General features: G+C 68.3%; 16 protein-coding genes and 1 tRNA gene. 10 read left to right on the forward strand and 7 right to left on the reverse strand.

Translation table 11 applies throughout. From position 1 onward, the window contains the following. Positions 1–215: 215 nt before the first annotated feature. The gene (locus ACFSKW_RS14660; RefSeq protein ID WP_379572772.1) at positions 216–989 is read right to left on the reverse strand and encodes a L,D-transpeptidase; all 774 of its coding nucleotides are present in this window, start codon (positions 987–989) and stop codon (positions 216–218) included. 166 nt (positions 990–1155) lie between these two features. Here ACFSKW_RS14660 and ACFSKW_RS14665 point away from each other — a divergent pair, with 166 nt between their 5' ends. The 5 genes from ACFSKW_RS14665 to ACFSKW_RS14685 all read left to right on the forward strand — a co-directional run bounded on the left by ACFSKW_RS14665 (position 1156) and on the right by ACFSKW_RS14685 (position 7420). Next, positions 1156–1956 (forward strand): hypothetical protein, encoded by an 801-nt coding sequence (locus ACFSKW_RS14665; protein WP_379572773.1) that lies wholly within the window; start codon positions 1156–1158, stop codon positions 1954–1956. Between the two features lie 312 nt (positions 1957–2268). Continuing rightward, positions 2269–4242, forward strand: coding sequence for a WD40 repeat domain-containing protein (locus ACFSKW_RS14670; protein ID WP_379572774.1), 1974 nt, complete (start codon positions 2269–2271; stop codon positions 4240–4242). Between the two features lie 1230 nt (positions 4243–5472). Then, on the forward strand, positions 5473–6447 hold the full coding sequence (locus ACFSKW_RS14675) for a DUF4360 domain-containing protein (protein ID WP_379572775.1): 975 nt from the start codon (positions 5473–5475) through the stop codon (positions 6445–6447). A gap of 20 nt (positions 6448–6467) precedes the next feature. Further along, complete coding sequence (locus tag ACFSKW_RS14680; RefSeq protein ID WP_379572776.1) at positions 6468–6788, forward strand: hypothetical protein; 321 nt, start codon at positions 6468–6470, stop codon at positions 6786–6788. A gap of 152 nt (positions 6789–6940) precedes the next feature. Next, entirely contained in the window at positions 6941–7420 is a 480-nt protein-coding gene (locus ACFSKW_RS14685) for a hypothetical protein (RefSeq protein ID WP_379572777.1), read from the forward strand. Between the two features lie 147 nt (positions 7421–7567). Here the strand turns inward: ACFSKW_RS14685 and ACFSKW_RS14690 are convergent. The 4 genes from ACFSKW_RS14690 to ACFSKW_RS14705 form a co-directional block, all read right to left on the reverse strand. After that, positions 7568–7640 (reverse strand) — tRNA-Ala (locus tag ACFSKW_RS14690). A gap of 186 nt (positions 7641–7826) precedes the next feature. After that, a complete protein-coding gene (locus ACFSKW_RS14695) occupies positions 7827–8270 on the reverse strand; it encodes a hypothetical protein (protein WP_379572778.1) in 444 nt (147 codons plus the stop codon). Positions 8271–8354: 84 nt separating this feature from the next. Then, positions 8355–9080 carry an HAD-IA family hydrolase gene (locus tag ACFSKW_RS14700; RefSeq protein WP_379572779.1) on the reverse strand — a complete coding sequence of 242 codons (726 nt, stop codon included), beginning with the start codon at positions 9078–9080 and terminating at the stop codon, positions 8355–8357. Positions 9081–9099: 19 nt separating this feature from the next. Next, on the reverse strand, positions 9100–9219 hold the full coding sequence (locus ACFSKW_RS14705; RefSeq protein ID WP_240506072.1) for a DLW-39 family protein: 120 nt from the start codon (positions 9217–9219) through the stop codon (positions 9100–9102). 271 nt (positions 9220–9490) lie between these two features. On the opposite strand from ACFSKW_RS14705, the gene ACFSKW_RS14710 reads away from it, so the two are divergent. From ACFSKW_RS14710 to ACFSKW_RS14730, 5 genes are all read left to right on the forward strand, one after another. Then, the gene (locus ACFSKW_RS14710; RefSeq protein WP_379572780.1) at positions 9491–10834 is read left to right on the forward strand and encodes an MFS transporter; all 1344 of its coding nucleotides are present in this window, start codon (positions 9491–9493) and stop codon (positions 10832–10834) included. Positions 10835–11088: 254 nt separating this feature from the next. Then, a complete protein-coding gene (locus tag ACFSKW_RS14715; protein WP_379572781.1) occupies positions 11089–11370 on the forward strand; it encodes a metal-sensitive transcriptional regulator in 282 nt (93 codons plus the stop codon). A gap of 42 nt (positions 11371–11412) precedes the next feature. Then, positions 11413–11625, forward strand: a complete 213-nt coding sequence (locus ACFSKW_RS14720) for a heavy-metal-associated domain-containing protein (protein WP_379572782.1) — start codon at positions 11413–11415, stop codon at positions 11623–11625. Then, positions 11622–12671, forward strand: a complete 1050-nt coding sequence (locus tag ACFSKW_RS14725) for a hypothetical protein (protein WP_379572783.1) — start codon at positions 11622–11624, stop codon at positions 12669–12671. The genes ACFSKW_RS14720 and ACFSKW_RS14725 overlap by 4 nt, the downstream gene beginning before the upstream one ends. A 22-nt stretch (positions 12672–12693) precedes the next feature. Then, positions 12694–14892 (forward strand): heavy metal translocating P-type ATPase, encoded by a 2199-nt coding sequence (locus ACFSKW_RS14730; protein ID WP_379572784.1) that lies wholly within the window; start codon positions 12694–12696, stop codon positions 14890–14892. Here ACFSKW_RS14730 and ACFSKW_RS14735 read toward each other — a convergent pair. Beyond that, a complete protein-coding gene (locus ACFSKW_RS14735) occupies positions 14788–16032 on the reverse strand; it encodes an MFS transporter (protein ID WP_379572785.1) in 1245 nt (414 codons plus the stop codon). The genes ACFSKW_RS14730 and ACFSKW_RS14735 overlap by 105 nt on opposite strands. Next, positions 16033–16479, reverse strand: a complete 447-nt coding sequence (locus tag ACFSKW_RS14740) for a carboxymuconolactone decarboxylase family protein (protein WP_379572786.1) — start codon at positions 16477–16479, stop codon at positions 16033–16035. Between the last annotated feature and the right edge of the window lie 40 nt (positions 16480–16519).

Below are 16519 nucleotides of genomic sequence, written 5' to 3' on the forward strand. Positions count from 1 at the left end.
CACGCAACGGGCACGACCCCCGGAACAGCCCCGATAAAGATCAAAGCCCAGGGGGATGACCTGGGCTTTTCTGTGGGGGAGCCTAGGAGATTCGAGCTCCCGACATCCTGCGTGCAAATCGGCACGATCTTCAGGTGTAGTGACCTCGACCTGTACGGCAGCGTCGGTGTGGCCGTGATTGACCGCGGGTACCACCGTGGCCGTCGCCCCCATCCTCAGGGAGCGATCAGAACCGGAGTTCCCAGAGGCAGCCCTGCCAGCACCTTGAGCGCGCGAGCAGGCACGCGGACGCAGCCGTGCGTGACCGCCTTGCCGAACACCTTCCGGTCCGGCCAGCCGTGGAAGGCGACCGTGCCGGGACCGCCGCCGAAGGTGTCGAGCGTCGCCGAGTGCGTGCCGAGCGGCAGGATCAGCGGGCTGTAGGTCTTCTTCTTCGGCGACATCAGGGCCAGCAGGAAGGTCCTGCCCACCGGCGTGGGCGTCTCTGGGCCGCCGACGGCCACGGTCCAGGTGCCGAGTTTCTTGTTCGCGTTCATCACGGTCAGCTGCCTGGTGCCCAGCTTCACGACGGCGCGGTAGCGGCTGCGCGCCTTCTTCAGGCCCGTAGCCTTGATCCAGCCGGTCACGTGGTTGGGCTTGCTGGGCAGGAGCACGCGGTACCAGCCCTGGCGCGCCTCCACCACGGGGACCCAGGTCTGGCTGCCGAGTTGCTTTGCCGGGAGGGTGGCCGTGGGCTTGCCGCCGGGCTGGGCGTAGACGCCCACCGTGCGTGCGGGATGGACCACGATGCCGCTCAGCTTGCCGTACACGTCGGTGTCCTGCGGGAGGCCGCTCAACTCCGTGAACGTGGTGGCCGTGGGGAGCGCGGTCGCCGTGACCGAGGCGCTGGCGGCGACGGGCGACGCGGCAACGCCGGTGTGGGGCGAGGCGACGAGGCTCATGGTCACGAGCGTGACGCCGATGAGTCGGCGGGGGGCATCGAGCGGCACGATCGGCTCCTGAGGTGCTATGACACATACGACACGAACGCGTAACCATCTGGCCTGCTAGATAACGCTTTGGACCGTTTGAATACGCGGGGCCAGCGAGTGTGACATTTTTACACAGATGAGCCCTATGAGGCTCAAGCTCTCTCATACATCCCGAGGTGCGATCGTGACACCCCCCAGACTCTCTTCAGTACGTCGCTGGATCGCAGCGGCGCTCATGCTCGCAGTGGCGGCGCTCGCGGTGCTCGCCATCTCCAATACGGCCTCAGCGGGAGCGCTCCAGGGAAAGCCGCCCGGCGACAACGGCGACGTCAAGATCCACAAGTGGACGACGCCGGAGGACGACCAGCGCGACGAGCCGCATGTCTGTGTGTTCTATCTGGTCGGGTTCAACTTCGACGCGGCCGAACAGGTGAGCTGGGAGATCAAGTCCTGGCCGCCCACGGGTGACCAGACCACAGTGAAGAGCGGCACCCTCGTGCTCGACAACGACGGGCATGGCCGTACCGTCGACATGACCCTGCCGAACGGGCACTACAAGCTGTTCTGGACCTTCGCGGGGAAGCACGGCGCGCCCAAGCACAAGGTGTTCTGGGTCGAGTGTGAGCCCACGCCCACCCCGACGGGGACGCCCTCCCAGACGCCTACCCCGTCGCAGACACCCACGCCGTCCCAGACGCCTACCCCGACGGGGACGCCCTCTCAGACGCCTACGCCGACGGGCACTCCGAATCCGACTTCCACACCCACTGCGACGTCCACAGTGACCCCCACTCCCACGCGGACGCCCACCTCGACGCCGGCGCCGAGCAACACGCCGACCCCCACCCACCCCGGTAAGGGAGATCGCGAGACGGCGACCAGCGACTGGCTCGAGTGGGACGAGAACATCACACGGACGCGGGACGAGCCCAAGCCCGCGCCCACCCCGACGCCGGTGAAGACCGACATCCCTGTCACTGGCTGACACGCGACACCGAACGACGGAGGGCCCGGATCAAGACGATCCGGGCCCTCCGTCGTCTCTCCGCTCCGGACGAGCATGCGCGGCGGATCCGCGGGCATCGCGTTCACGTCGCGGAGGAGCAGCGAACCGAGATCGCCGTCGATGATCCGGAGATCGAACGACAAGCGCGATCACCTCGCCGGAGGAGCACTCAAGAAGCCATCGGACACGCAACGGGGCCTCGCCAGCTCCGGCCACGCACCGCCACCCGAGAAGACGACCACCCCGGTTTCTTGGAGACGCGTCCCGGTGCCGGCAATTACCATGCGCGGCATGTCGTCACTGTCCCGCCATGAGGACCCGGTTGTTCGTCCTACTGCCTGGCGTGTGCAGCAGACGTGGACCAGTCTGCTGCCGAAGGGCGTGACGTCATGCCCGCCGTTAGGCACCACCGACGGTCACACCAATTGGGTGGCGGCGGTGACGACCGCGGTCTTCGACGGCCGTGCCGTGGCGGTCACCGGAGGCGGCGACGACACCGTAGGGGTCTGGGATCTGTCGACCGGCGAGCGGGTCGGCGCCTCATGGGCTGGTCACACGAACGCGGTGCGGGCGCTGGCGATGTCAGTTCTGGACGGTCGCCCCGTTGTGGTCAGCGGTGGTGACGACGACACCGTACGGGTGTGGGAACTCGCGTCCGGTAGGCCGGTGGGTGAGCCGTTCCACCTTCAGGCTGACAGTGTGGAGGCCCTCGCGATCGCGGAACGCCATGGCCGCCGGGTGGCGGTCGCCGGTTGCTACGACACGACGGTACGGGTCTGGGACCTGGAAACGCGGCAGGAGGTGATGGCACCGATCCGCGGCCACACGGGCCCCGTGTACGCGGTGGCGACCGCGGTGCTGGACGGCCGCTGGGTGGCTGTCACAGGCGGCGACCGAACGGTCCGGGTATGGGACCTGGATACCGGGGATCCGGTGGGTAGCCCGTTCACTGGCCACAGTGGACACGTGGGCGCGGTTGCGGTCACGGAGCCGGCTGCCGGCCAGCTGGTGGTCGTCTCTGGTGGCTACCAGACGACCACACGCGTGTCGGACCTAGCCACCGGACTTCCGGTCGGTGACCTCCCCCGATCTGCGGACCTAGAGGCAGTGACGACCACGGTTCTGCACGGCCGACCGGTGGCGATCACCTGCAACTCCAACGAGCCGACCATCCAGGTGTGGGACCTGAAAACGGCCGAACTGGTCGGTGAACTGTTCCCTCAGCATCCCCGCACGGTGCATGCGGTGGCGACGGCAGTGGTGGATGGCCGGCAGGTGGTGGTGTCGAGTTGCGACGGCGGGTCGGTCCGGGTGTCTGATCTGGTCGTCGGCGAACCGGCCGACAAACCAGTTCGCCACGACGCCGCGATCACGGCGGTGGCCACCACTTCAGTGGCCGGCCGACCGGTGGCGGTCACCGGCGGCGATGACGAATCCGTACGAGTATGGGATCTGGACACCGGCGATCAGGTGTGCCAGCCACTCACGGACAACACCGGCGCCGTCACTGCTGTGGCCGCGACCCAGGTGGACGGTCGCGCGGTGGCGATCACCGGAGCCAAGGACGGCAATGTCCGACTCTGGGACCTCACACTGGGGAAAGCGGCCGGAGCACCGTTGACCACCCACCGCCGCCCGATAACCGCCGTCGCGGCCGACAACACGGGCGACCCACCCCGGGCCATCACTGCCAGCGACGACAAGACCATCCGGGTATGGGATCTCCGCACCGGCGAAGAGACCGGCGACCCCCGCAAGAGCGACCATCGATGGGTACACGACCTCGCCACCACCACGCTCGACGACCAGCCCGTCGCCCTACTCGGACGGTGGGGCGGCGGCTTCCGGGTCCGTGACCTCACCATCAACCGCGACACCGGACTCCAGACCACCGGAAGCAACGGCAAACCGGTACGCCTCGTGGCCGCCACCATCGTGGACGGACGACCCATCGCCATCACCACGAACGATGACTGGCGCGACCCACCGATGAAGGTATGGGACGTCGCCACCGCTCAGCAGATCGGCCAACTTTCCACGGGAACCGTGGGCGCACTCGCCGCCACCACGGTCGACGGCCACCCCATCGCAGTTGCCGCCAGCCACAGAACGGTAGCGGCATGGAGCCTCAGCACCTTCGACAAGATCATCCCTGACATCGAATTCCCCGACTTAGTCAATGCCGTCGCTGCCACCCCACAAGGCCACATCATCGTCTGCTTCGACCGTGACATCGCCGTATTCACCGCAACCCGATCGAGCTGACCATGGCATGGTTCGACAGGACTGTAGAGAACCGGCAGCCCCCATCCTGAGAAGGGCAAAGATCAACCGCAGGAACCATCGGGGATGGGATCACGTCTGCCACATGGGGAACCGCGGCTTTGGCCGCCGAGCCCGTAATGCCTCGATCTCCTCGCGATCCATGTGCCAGCCAAGTCAGGAACAGCGCCAGACTTCCCCTGCGCTCGATAGCTGCCATCTCCGGGACTGTCAGGCGGGTTCCGTCAGCCGGTGACCTTCCACGATCATCGGTTGCCCTATGTGCACGACCGTCCTTGACGGGGTTCCGTCTCCCCGAATAATCGGGCAATGGGCGCAGGGGTTGCACGGAGGTCGGTCCATGACCTTGTGAAGCCCAGGTGTCCTCGGAGAAGACGTGCAAGGCGGTCAAGAAGCTGGGTGACCGGCTGGATTCGTAGCAGTTGCCGTATTTGCCGCTATACAAGATCGAAAAGGCCACTTCCCAATCATGGGAAGTGGCTTTGACCTGAGGTGGACCTTCGTTGTGCCTATTCGAACCAGGCCTGCGAGGCGCTATCTAGTGAGCACACCGTCGCAAGGCCGGAAGTCTCCGTCTCCGTCTCCAGTGCCGAACACGGCTCTGCGACCGTCAGGACTGAGCGCGATGGATTCCTCTCCTTGATTATCGGCATAGAGCTCGACAGGGTGGGCCGGATCCGTCATATCCCAGACGAGCCAACCCGCCCCATTGCCTCGAACTGCCACCGCTGTCTTGCCATCGGCGCTGATGGACATGCCGTATAGCTGCTCGCAGGGTCATTAACGGCCGCTCAAGGTCGCCCGGATATGGCGCGGTTGCTGCTGTGGTTGCTGCCCCCGGCCCACCGCCGCGCCAGGGGCCAGATTCTCGGAATCATGACATATCTGCGCGAATCGGAATTTTCGGAAGCTACACGTCAGGATAATATCCATTTTAATGGCGGATATTCGGACATCAAGGACACTTCCTCTTTTCGCTCCTTGCTGATTATTTGCCCGCTTATAAACGTGTGTGCGTCTTTCATGCTTGACGTTGGGGTATCTCCCTTATCGCGCTATCGCAGCGGTGCGGGCGGATACGAAAAAAGAACAGCTCCGGCATCCGTGCTACCGCGACACCATTCACGAGCTCGATCTGACACAGGTCAACGAGCCTCGGGAAATTACCTGACGTTCTCGCTGGGAACGCTCACCACGGAAAGGAATGCCCCTATGCCATTCATCATGCGCAACACACTCCCTAAGCTGGCCGCAGGTACACTCGCCGCCGCCGTCCTCACCGCAGCAGTCATGACGCCCGCGGTCGCGGCATCCTCTGCCCCCAACCCGGCCGAGGCATATATCTCGAGCGTCAGTGCGAACGGAAACGGGTGCCCGCCCGGGACATGGGAGGCGGCGATCAGCCCCGACGGGAAGGCGTTCACCGTGACATTCAGCTCATACGAGACGCTCATCGCACCTGGTGATGATGCCTCGGATAGGGTATGCACGCTCTCGCTGAACGTGCATACGCCGCCGGGGACCTCGCTTTCCACCGTCGAGTTCTCCTACCAGGGCTACGCGCTCATGGACCAAGCAGGGATGAGTGCGACGCAGAGCGCAAGCTATGACTTCCGCGGTGCTCCCGTCCCGGCTCAGTCGGTTCGCTCGCAGATCTCGGGGCCACACGACGACGCGTATCTCTTCTCCGACCGGATCTTGCTTCAGGACAACGTGGCGTCGGCGCAGGGCGCAACCCGCGCGCTGAACGGGGAAACGGGCCTAGTCCTCACCAACAACCCCGCAGAGACCGGCAGCGGCTTCTTCAACATCAACAGTGTCGACGGGACGCTCCAGGACGGACCGGGCTGCACCATCGACCGGCGCACCGCCACCTCGGGGCAGGCCATCATCGGCACCTCGGGCGCCGATGTCATCTGCGGGTCACCGTTCGCCGACCTCATCACCGCGCTGGGCGGCGACGACGTCATCCTCTCCTTCGCGGGCAACGACCGGGTCGCCGCCGGTGCAGGCAACGACACCGTCTTCGGCGGCGACGGCGCCGACGACATCAGTGGCGACGCCGGCAACGACACCCTCGACGGCGAAGCCGGCAACGACCGGATCCTGGGCGGGCCGGGCACCGACACCGCTAACGGCGGGCCGGGCACCGATTCCTGCCTAGCCGAGACGACCACCTCCTGCTGAGTCAGGTCGACGCTTCGGTGATGTGGCTTGGGGACGAAGCAGTCGAGGTCGGAGCCGGGCGACCTGCTTTACCCACCTTGGCCGCGCCGGGTCCCGAAGCGTCTGGCCCAAGGCACTGGAAGACGCGCACCTACCGAAGATCTATTTTCACGACCTCCGGCACACCTCTCGCCGCCAACGCCGGAGCCTCGATCCGCGAGCTGACGACCCGCATAGGCCACTCCAGCACACGCGCCGCCATGATCTACCAGCACTCCACCGACGAACGCCAACGCGAGGTGGCACGCAAGCTCGACGACCTGGCGCGAGGAGCGCTCAAAGACAAGCAATCCGGTACCTGACAATCCCGCTATCGTGCTCGAAGTTGCCATACGTAGCGAGGAGGACGGAAGAGGTGGACAGGGAGCCGGCAACCGATCGGGCGGCTCTCCAACGAGCCGCGAACGATGACCTGGCCAACTCCATGGGTCCTTGGGCCGGCGGTTCGGCTGCTGTGGAAGGTTTCCTGCGGCGGGTCACAGCCGACCTCGACCGGCTCCCGCAACTGACCGTCCACCATGCCGAATTCCGGCACTACGGCTCCGGATATGCGTCCTACGTCGCAGTCTTCTTGACCAGACGCGACGGCTCGGCGCAGCGCTCGGAGAAGGGCTGGACGCACGTCGAGGGGCTGCTACTGGCCTTGTGCCGTCTGGCTCCGTTGGCGGTGCTCCTGAAGCCCGGCACCCGATCGTCCGGACCCGACGGTGCCGGCTCCTACGACCTGCCAGAACTATCGCAGGTCGCAGATGCCGACATCCCGGGGTGGGAGTCAGAATGCCGGCAGATCAACCAGGTCCTGGCCCGGCACGACATCACGTTGCTCCGTTCGGAGGTCCTGGGGCAACCGCTTGACGCCCATCTTCGGATAGAGACCGTTCTCGGCGATCCGCCCTACCGCGTGTTCGACGCATGGTTCCACTGGATGGACTAGTCAGACGCCCTCTCAGCCTGACCAACCGCACGATCAGCGTCCGCCCCAGTCGACACCGGCGCACGGCCGCGCCATCGGGCACGACCCCCCGGAACGGCCCCGATAAAGATCAAAAGCCCAGGCGGATGACCTGGGCTTTTGTATGGGTGGAGCCTAGGAGATTCGAACTCCTGACATCCTGCTTGCAAAGCAGGCGCTCTGCCAACTGAGCTAAGGCCCCTGAAACGCCGTCTGACCTGCGAAACGCCAGCGCACTCGGACAGCTTCGGCTGTACACCGTAGCAACAGCATACGGGCTCTCGCCACCCGATGTGCCCTCCCCGCCCCGGGTGTGCGCCGGCGTGCGGACGGGCCGGGGCGGGGTGTCGCTGGTCAGGGGGTTCCTGTGCGAGCGGCGGCCGGGCGGCTATCTGATGGACAGCCTGATCGGGTCGAGGAGGAGGTGGGGCCTGAGGCTGTCGCGGGTCTGGGTGGCGGGTGCGGGCGCCTGGACCGCGGGCTCAGCGGTTTCCTCCCAGCAGGAGAAGCCGAGGACCGCGGCGGGGTAGCCGCCCGCGTATCCGGCGGCCGTCTTGCCCGCGGGCAGCCTGCAGGTGTAGCTGGCACTGCCTTCGGGGTCGTTGGGAACGATCCTGAACTCCGTCACGATCTCTCCGGTGACGGGCGCTCCGCCGTAGGACTCGCACCACACGCCTGTGACGACGGCGGCCGCTTCGTCCCGCTGGATGTCATAGCACCCGTAGACGGGGACGGGGACCGGGATGGGGGCGGCGTGGACGGGGGTGGCGAGCAGGCCGCTGGTGCCGACGGCGGCGGCGGCCAATATGGAAAGGGCGTGCGGAAGACGCATGAAGTACCTCTCACGGGATGAGTCCGTTGCGATCATGAGTGATCACGCAACGCGACATACCCGATTACAGAGAGTGACTAACCGTCAGCCCTGAGCGACGGCCACGGCGGGCGGGTCGTATTTGCCGCCGAGGACCAGTTCGGGGAACTCCGCCAGCGAGTCGAGGATGTGCGTGGCCCCGCCCTTCAGGAGGCGGTCTCGGCTGTGGACACCCGTCATGAGTCCGGCGATCAGCGAGGCGCCGGCCCGCCGTCCGGCCAGCATGTCGTTCTCGGAGTCGCCGACGACGGCGACCTGCCGTACGTCCTCGACACCCAGCCGGAGCACCGCGTGGAGCACCATGTCAGGCCATGGCCTGCCGCGGCCCGCGTCCTCGGGGGCGATGGCGAGGTCGATCTTGTCGTGCCAGCCGAGCACGCCCAGCACCCTGCTCAGCGTCGTACGGCTGAAGCCGGTGATCAGTGCGATGTGGATCCCTGAGCCCCTGAGCTTGTCGAGAGCTTCAGTGACTCCGGGCACGGTGACGAGACCCGCCCGCTCGATGGCGCCTTCGTAGGAGCGCTCGAACGTCAGGTTGGCGGCCTGCGCCTGGGCCTCATTTCCCGGGAAGATCCCACGGAAGACATCGATCTTGGGGCACCCACGGGACCGGTGCACGTGGACCATGGCCCGCGCGTACGCACCGGTCCCCGGGACGATGCCCTGGGTGGCGATCGCCTCGGAGAACGCTCGTTCGACCGTGGCGATGTCGCCGATCGTGGTGCCGGCGAGGTCGAGACAGACCAGCTTGATGGGGCCGGACTCGGTCATACCCTCGTCGCCACGATCGTTAGTTCTCGCTGCCGGTCGCCTCGGTCCAAAGATCGAGCTCGGCGCGGTCGGCCTGCACCTTACGCCAGATCAGCAGCCCCCCGAGGGCGAGCAGCGCCAGAACGAGCAGCTTCTTCACGGTGTGACCCCACTTCTTCGACGGTCTCACCTGCCGGGGTGAGACAACGCCCGGTTGCAACGGTTGCACAGCAGCCTAGCAAGGCTTGGCGATGCTCCCCCGGGTGCGGACCTATCCAGTTCTACCCAATCTTCCGATACGACGGCGCCATCGGCGAGGCGGATCGGGTCCGCGTCCCATCTTGGACAGGTCCTTTGCAAACCCCAGGGGGGTATGTTACGTTCCTCGGCGTTCACTTATACCCCCTGGGGGTACAAGGAAGGGAGTGGCCATGCCGCAGTCACGGAGGTGGTGGGCGCTCGTCGTGCTCGCCGCCGCGCAGTTCATGGTGATCATGGATACGTCGATCATCGGCGTCGCACTTCCCGAGATGCAGCGCGACCTCGGGTTCAGCCAGGGCGGTCTGCAGTGGGTGTTCAACGCCTACGTCGTCGCGTTCGGCGGGCTGCTCCTGCTCGGCGGCCGTCTGGCCGACCTGTTCGGGGCCCGCAGGATCTTCTCCACGGGCTGGGTGATCCTGACGGCGGGCTCGGTCGTCGCCGCCGCCGCGGGCACCGCGTGGGTGGAGATCCTCGGCCGCGCCGTCCAGGGCGTCGGAGGGGCGTTGATCGCGCCCGCCGCGATGACGTTGCTGATGATGCTGTTCGGGAGCGACCAGCGCGAGCTGGGCAAGGCCATGGCCCTGTACGGCGCGGCGGCCCCCGCGGGCGGCACGGCGGGCGTGTTCCTCGGCGGCGTGATCACCGAGTGGCTCAGCTGGCCGTGGGTGTTCATCGTGTACGTCCCGATCGGCCTGATCACGCTGGCGGCCATTCCCGCGCTGCTGCCGGCCACGCAGGCCAGGCGGGGCTCGGTGGACGTGCTCGGCGCCGTCACCGTCACCGGCGGCATCGCGCTGGCCGTCTACGCGATCGTCCAGGCCGCGGAGCGCGCGCCGCTGATCGAGGCGGCCGCCGCCATCGCCCTGCTGGTGGTGTTCCTGATCAGGCAGCGCAGCGCCCGTGAGCCGCTCATGCCCCTGAAGATCTGGCGCACGCCGGGTCTGGCCCCCGCGAACCTGGCCATGGCGCTGCTGGGCGCCGCGTGGATCCCGATGTGGTACTTCCTGAACCTGTTCCTGCAGCAGGGCCTCGGCTATGGCGCCTTCGCCAGCGGGGCCGCGCTGCTGCCGATGACGGTCGCGGTGATGATCTTCATGATCGGGATCACCGCGCGGCTGCTCGGCCGGTTCGGCGCCAAGCCGCTCATCGTGCTCGGGCTCGCCGTGCTGGCGGTCGGCGTGGGCGCTCTGGCCTTCAGCGGGTCGACGTTCCTGCCCGCGAGCCTGGTGTCGGCGGTCGGCATGTCCTTGGCGTACATCCCGGCGATGATGTCGGCGCTGTCAGGGGTGGCCCCGGAGGAGAGCGGGCTGGCGTCGGGCATCGTCAACACCACCTACAACGTGGGGTCGGCGCTGGGGCTGGCGGTCATGACCGCGATCGCCACGTCGCGGGAGGACGGCTTCGACGCCGCCTTCGTCGGCGCCGGGGTGGTGGCCGCGGTGGGCGCGCTGCTCACGCTGGCGCTCATGCGGCGCCCCGCGCGGGTCCCGCAGGAGCCCGCCGCGCATGTGTAGCCGTCCGTACGGCAGGCCGGCCCACGCGCCACCCCCGGCACGGGGCCGGCCTCCGTCCAGGGATACGCCTCACCGAGCGCACGGGGCCCGGGCCCCAACGGAAGGCCGACACCCCGCACGTGGCCCCGGTCCCGAAGGCCGACATCCGGACCCGCGCGAGGCCCGGATTCCCAACGGAAGGTCAAGAAATCCAGGCAGATGGAATACCCTAGGGGGGTACGGTGTTATGCTTGAGGAAGAGGGAGGCGAGAGCCATGGCTGGATACACCGGCAACAAGCAAGACCACCTCCGGCGCCTGCGCCGGATCGAGGGCCAGGCCAGGGGCCTGCAACGGATGGTCGAGGACGACAAGTACTGCATCGACATCCTCACCCAGGTGTCGGCCGCCACGAGCGCGCTCCAGTCCTTCGCCATCTCTCTTCTGGAAGAGCATCTCGCCCACTGCGTCGCGGAGGCCACCATGAAGGGCGGCCCCGAGGCCGAGGCGAAGGTCAAGGAAGCCACCGACGCGATCGCGCGACTGGTCCGTTCGTAACCCGCATACCCAGCGACAGCACAGCGACAGGGAGATATGGACATGAGCACCGCCACCTACACCGTCAACGGCATGACCTGCGGCCACTGCGTGAGCTCGGTGAAGGAAGAGGTCGGCGAGGTCGCGGGCGTGACGGGCGTCGAGGTGGACCTGGCCTCCGGTCTGCTGACCGTCGAGAGCGCCTCCCCCGTCGACAAGGACCGGATCGTCGCCGCCGTCGAGGCGGCCGGATACGAAGTGGCGCATCAGTCGTGAACACACCAGCCAAGCTCGTCGTCTACGTCTCCAGCCTCGCCGTCGTCTTCGGCGCGGCGCTGGGTGTGGGCAGCGCGGTCGGTGAGGTCGGCACGCCGCCCAAGGCGAGCACCCACACCGGGACCGGCGCACACACCGAGTCCACCACTGACACCGGGTCCACCACTCACGCCGTCGGCGCAGCCGACCCCACCGCCCGGCCCGAGACCGCCGGCCACGGGGAATCCGCAGGCCACACCGACAGCGCCGAGGCGACCAAGACGGCCACGGCGTCCCCGGATACCCCCGGGGGGCTCCAGGTGTCCGAGAACGGCTACACGTTCACACCGGCCACCAACGCGCTGAAGGCAGGGCAGCCGACCGACTTCAGCTTCACCGTCACGGGCCCTGACGGGCGTCCCGTCACCGGCTACGAGGTCCAGCACGAGAAGAAGGTCCACTTCATCGTCGTCTCCCGCGACCTGAACACCTTCCAGCACCTCCACCCCGAGGAAGGCGCCAACGGCGTCTGGACGGTCAAGCTGACTCTCCCCGAGGCGGGCGTCTACCGCGCCTACGCCGACATCCTGCCCACGGGCGCGAGCGCCATGACGCTCGGCACCGACCTGTTCGCCGCCGGCGACTACGCGCCGAAGCCGCTGCCCGCGGTCAGCCGTACCGCCGAGGTCGACGGATACACCGTGACGCTCGACGGCGACCTGGTGCCAGGGCAGGCCGGCAAGCTGACGCTGACGGTCGCCAAGGACGGCAAGCCCGTCACCGACGTGCAGCCCTACCTCGGCGCGCTCGGCCACCTGGTCGCGCTGCGCGCGGGCGACCTCGCCTACCTGCACGTCCACCCCGAGAAGGACAGCCTCACCTTCTACGCCGAGGTGCCCAGCAGGGGCGACTACCGGCTGTTCCTCGACTTCAAGCACCAGGACAAGGTCCGCACGGCCGCCTTCACGGTGAAGGTCGGCGACGCGACCGCGACATCGACCACCGCGCCCACAACACCGCCCACCGCTGAGCCCGCCGAGCCTGACGGCCACGGCCACAGCCACTAGACGCCGCCGGAAGGAGAAGCTGATGGCCACCGAGACAGCCGTCGAACTCTCGATCGGCGGGATGACCTGCGCTTCCTGCGCCAACAGGATCGAGCGCAAGCTCAACAAGATGGAGGGCGTGACCGCCACCGTCAACTACGCCACGGAGAAGGCGAAGGTCACCTTCCCCGACGGGCTCGACCCGCAGTTGCTGGTCGCCGAGGTGGAGAAGGCCGGGTACACCGCCGAGCTCCCCAGGCAGCAGGCCGAGGGGCAGCGCGAGGCCGAGGAGGAGGACGAGCTCAGGCCGCTGCGCAACCGGCTGATCACCTCCGTGGTGCTGGCCGTGCCGGTGATCGCGATGGCGATGATCCCGCCGCTGCAGTTCACCAACTGGCAGTGGTTGTCGCTGACGCTGGCCGCGCCGGTCGTGGTCTACGCGGGCTGGCCGTTCCACAAGGCCGCGTGGACGAACCTGCGCCACGGCGCCGCGACCATGGACACGCTGGTGTCCATCGGCACCCTGGCCGCCTTCGCGTGGTCGGTGTGGGCGCTGTTCCTCGGTACGGCGGGCACCCCCGGCATGACGCACCCGTTCGAGTTCACGATCGCCAGGACCGACGGCTCGGGCAACATCTACCTCGAGGCCGCGGCGGGCGTGACGGCGTTCATCCTGGCCGGGCGCTACTTCGAGGCCAGGTCGAAGCGCAAGGCGGGCGCCGCGCTGCGCGCGCTGCTCGAGCTGGGCGCCAAGGACGTCGAGCTGGTGGACGGGCGGCGCGTCCCTGCCGAGCGGCTCAAGGTCGGCGACCGCTTCGTCGTGCGGCCAGGCGAGAAGATCGCCACGGACGGTGTGATCGAGGAGGGTTCGAGCGCGGTCGACGCCTCGATGCTGACCGGCGAGTCCGTGCCCGTCGAGGTGCGGCCCGGCGACCGCGTGGTCGGCGCGACGGTCAACGCGGGCGGCCGCCTGGTCGTCAGGGCGGAGAAGGTGGGTGCGGACACCCAGCTGGCCCAGATGGCCAAGCTGGTGGAGGACGCGCAGACCGGCAAGGCCGAGGTCCAGCGGCTGGCCGACAGGATCTCCGGCATCTTCGTCCCCATCGTGATCGCCCTGGCGGTCGGCACGCTCGGCTTCTGGCTGGGCACCGGCGGCGGCGCGGGCGCGGCGTTCACCGCGGCGGTCGCCGTGCTGATCATCGCCTGCCCCTGCGCGCTGGGCCTGGCCACGCCCACGGCGCTGCTGGTGGGCACGGGCAGGGGCGCGCAGCTGGGCATCCTGATCAAGGGCCCCGAGGTGCTCGAGTCGACCAGGAAGATCGACACGGTCGTCCTGGACAAGACCGGCACGGTCACCGAGGGCAGGATGACGCTGACGGCCGTCCACCTGACCGAGGGCGAGAACCGCGAGGAGGTGCTGCGTCTGGCGGGAGCGCTGGAGCACGCCTCCGAGCACCCGATCGCGCAGGCGGTCGCCAGGGCCGCCGAGTCGGACGCGACGGTGGAGGACTTCGCCAACGTCGAGGGGCTGGGCGTGCAGGGCATCGTCGACGGGCACGCCGTGCTCGTGGGCCGCCCGAGGCTGCTGGCCGAATGGTCGCAGCACCTGCCCGAGGATCTGGCGCAGGCCCTGGAGCGGGAGCAGGAGGCGGGCCGTACCGCCGTGGCGGTCGGTTGGGACGGCAGGGCGCGCGCGGTTCTCGTGGTGGCCGACGTCGTCAAGCCGACCTCCAAGGAGGCGATCCAGCGGCTGCGGGCGCTGGGCCTGACTCCCGTGCTGCTCACCGGCGACAACGAGAAGGTCGCGAGGACGGTCGCGGCGGAGGTGGGGATCGACGAGGTCATCGCCGACGTCCTGCCCGCCGACAAGGTCGACGTGGTCAAGCGGCTGCAGGACGACGGCAGGACGGTCGCCATGGTGGGCGACGGCGTCAACGACGCCGCCGCGCTCGCCCAGGCCGACCTGGGCCTGGCGATGGGCACGGGCACGGACGCGGCGATCGAGGCCTCCGACCTCACGCTGGTCCGCGGCGACCTGCGGGTGGCCGCCGACGCGATCAGGCTCTCGCGCAGGACGCTGGCCACGATCAAGGGCAACCTGTTCTGGGCCTTCGCCTACAACGTGGCCGCGCTCCCGCTAGCCGCGCTCGGCCTGCTCAACCCGATGATCGCCGGTGCCGCGATGGCCTTCTCCAGCGTCTTCGTCGTCACCAACAGCCTGCGTCTTCGCGGCTTCAAGTAGTCCCCAGCGGACGGCCGGCGCCATCGCGGCGCCGGCCGCCGCGAACATGCCGCCCAGCACCAGCCAGCCGGGCGTGCCCCAGCCGATGACGAGACCGGTGAGCAGGACGGGGCCCGCCATCCTGGCGATGGCGGTGCTGATGCCGAAGAAGCCCTGGTACTGGCCCTGCTTGTCGGCGGGCGCGAGACCGAAGCTGATCTCCCATGCGCCCGACGCGAGCATCATCTCGCCGAGCACCTGCAGCAGCGCCGCGGCCAGCAGGAGCATGACCGTGTCGCCCTGCGAGAACACCACACAGGAGACGAACAGCACCAGCCCGGCCAGCCGTACCGCTCGGGAGGCCGAGGCCAGGTCGACCACCCTGCGCGCGACGCGCACCTGGAACAGCACGACGCACACGGTGTTGAGCACGAGCACGGCGGAGACGGTCCACGCGGGCGCGTCGGTCCGCTGGACGATCCAGAGGGGCAGCACCAGGCTGATCAGCGGCCGGTAGAGCAGCATGACCGTGTTGAGCAACGTGATCACCGCGTACGGCCGGTCGTGCAGCACCGCGAGGCGCGGCTCCCCCTTCACCCTGGCCACCGCCGGTACGGCGGGCACCCTGGTGAGCACCGCCGCCGCCACCAGATAGCTCGCCGCGTCCACGGCGAAGACGGCCAGGTAGGCCGTCGAGGTGTCGAAGTGCAGCGCCAGGCCGCCGAGGCCGGCCCCAGCGGCGAGCCCGCCGTTCAGCGTCGACTGCAGCACCGCCCGCACGTGGGTGCGCTCGGCGGGCGGCACCAGGCCCGCGAGCAGCGCCTGCTGGGCGGCCGACAGGCCCGTCTGCGCGCTCGCGTAGAGGCACACGGCCAGCACGAACAGCGGGAACGAGCGCACCACGAGGAACGAGCCGACTCCCGCGGCCGTCGCCACCGCCAGGAGCACCGCCACGCCGCGCGGCCCCCGCCGGTCGGCCAGGTTGCCGAGCGGGACGCCGGCCACCGTGCCGACGGCCCAGCCGATGGTCAGGCCGAGGCCGATCTCGACCGGTGACAGGCCCACGATCCTGCTGAAGTACAGCGTGGAGGTGACGACGTAGGCGCCGTCGCCTATCGCGTTCGACAGCTGGGCCAGGGTGAGGACGCGGCGCGGGTTCATCTACTTGAACGATTCCGGCGTCATGTGGGTGATCACGCCGATGCGGTTCCATGCGTTGATGGTGGTGATCTGCACCACCAGCGCGGCCAGGTCGGCCTCGGAGAACACCTTGGCCGCCCGCGCCCACACCTCGTCGGAGACCGAGCCCGTACTCAGCCTGGTGCCCGCCTCGGTGAGCGCGAGCGCGGCCCGCTCCGCCTCGGTGAAGCAGGGCGCCTCCTGCCACACGGCCACGGCGTTGATCCGCGCGTCGCTCTCGCCGCCCTCCTTGGCGTCCCTGCTGTGCATGTCGACACAGTAGGCGCATCCGTTGATCTGGCTGGCGCGCAGCCGTACCAGCTCGAGGAGGGGCTTGGGCAGGCCGCTGGCCGCGATGTACTTCTCCAGTCCCGCCATTGCCCTGTATGCCTCGGGGGCGAGCTTCCCGAGGTCCATTCTCTGCGTCATACGGCCAGACTAGGGTGGCGCCTTGGCCGCCTGTAAGCTC

Source organism: Nonomuraea mangrovi (assembly GCF_042681425.1).
GTDB lineage: Bacteria > Actinomycetota > Actinomycetes > Streptosporangiales > Streptosporangiaceae > Nonomuraea > Nonomuraea mangrovi.

Bases quoted from the DNA above. Each gene is read 5' to 3' on its own strand.
- ACFSKW_RS14670 (WP_379572774.1), top strand. From the start codon at position 2,269: ATGTCGTCACTGTCCCGCCATGAGGACCCGGTTGTTCGTCCTACTGCC.
- ACFSKW_RS14675 (WP_379572775.1), top strand. From the start codon at position 5,473: ATGCCATTCATCATGCGCAACACACTCCCTAAGCTGGCCGCAGGTACA.
- ACFSKW_RS14680 (WP_379572776.1), top strand. From the start codon at position 6,468: ATGTGGCTTGGGGACGAAGCAGTCGAGGTCGGAGCCGGGCGACCTGCT.
- ACFSKW_RS14695 (WP_379572778.1), bottom strand. From the start codon at position 8,270: ATGCGTCTTCCGCACGCCCTTTCCATATTGGCCGCCGCCGCCGTCGGC.
- ACFSKW_RS14700 (WP_379572779.1), bottom strand. From the start codon at position 9,080: ATGACCGAGTCCGGCCCCATCAAGCTGGTCTGTCTCGACCTCGCCGGC.
- ACFSKW_RS14710 (WP_379572780.1), top strand. From the start codon at position 9,491: ATGCCGCAGTCACGGAGGTGGTGGGCGCTCGTCGTGCTCGCCGCCGCG.
- ACFSKW_RS14715 (WP_379572781.1), top strand. From the start codon at position 11,089: ATGGCTGGATACACCGGCAACAAGCAAGACCACCTCCGGCGCCTGCGC.
- ACFSKW_RS14720 (WP_379572782.1), top strand. From the start codon at position 11,413: ATGAGCACCGCCACCTACACCGTCAACGGCATGACCTGCGGCCACTGC.
- ACFSKW_RS14730 (WP_379572784.1), top strand. From the start codon at position 12,694: ATGGCCACCGAGACAGCCGTCGAACTCTCGATCGGCGGGATGACCTGC.
- ACFSKW_RS14735 (WP_379572785.1), bottom strand. From the start codon at position 16,032: ATGAACCCGCGCCGCGTCCTCACCCTGGCCCAGCTGTCGAACGCGATA.
- ACFSKW_RS14740 (WP_379572786.1), bottom strand. From the start codon at position 16,479: ATGACGCAGAGAATGGACCTCGGGAAGCTCGCCCCCGAGGCATACAGG.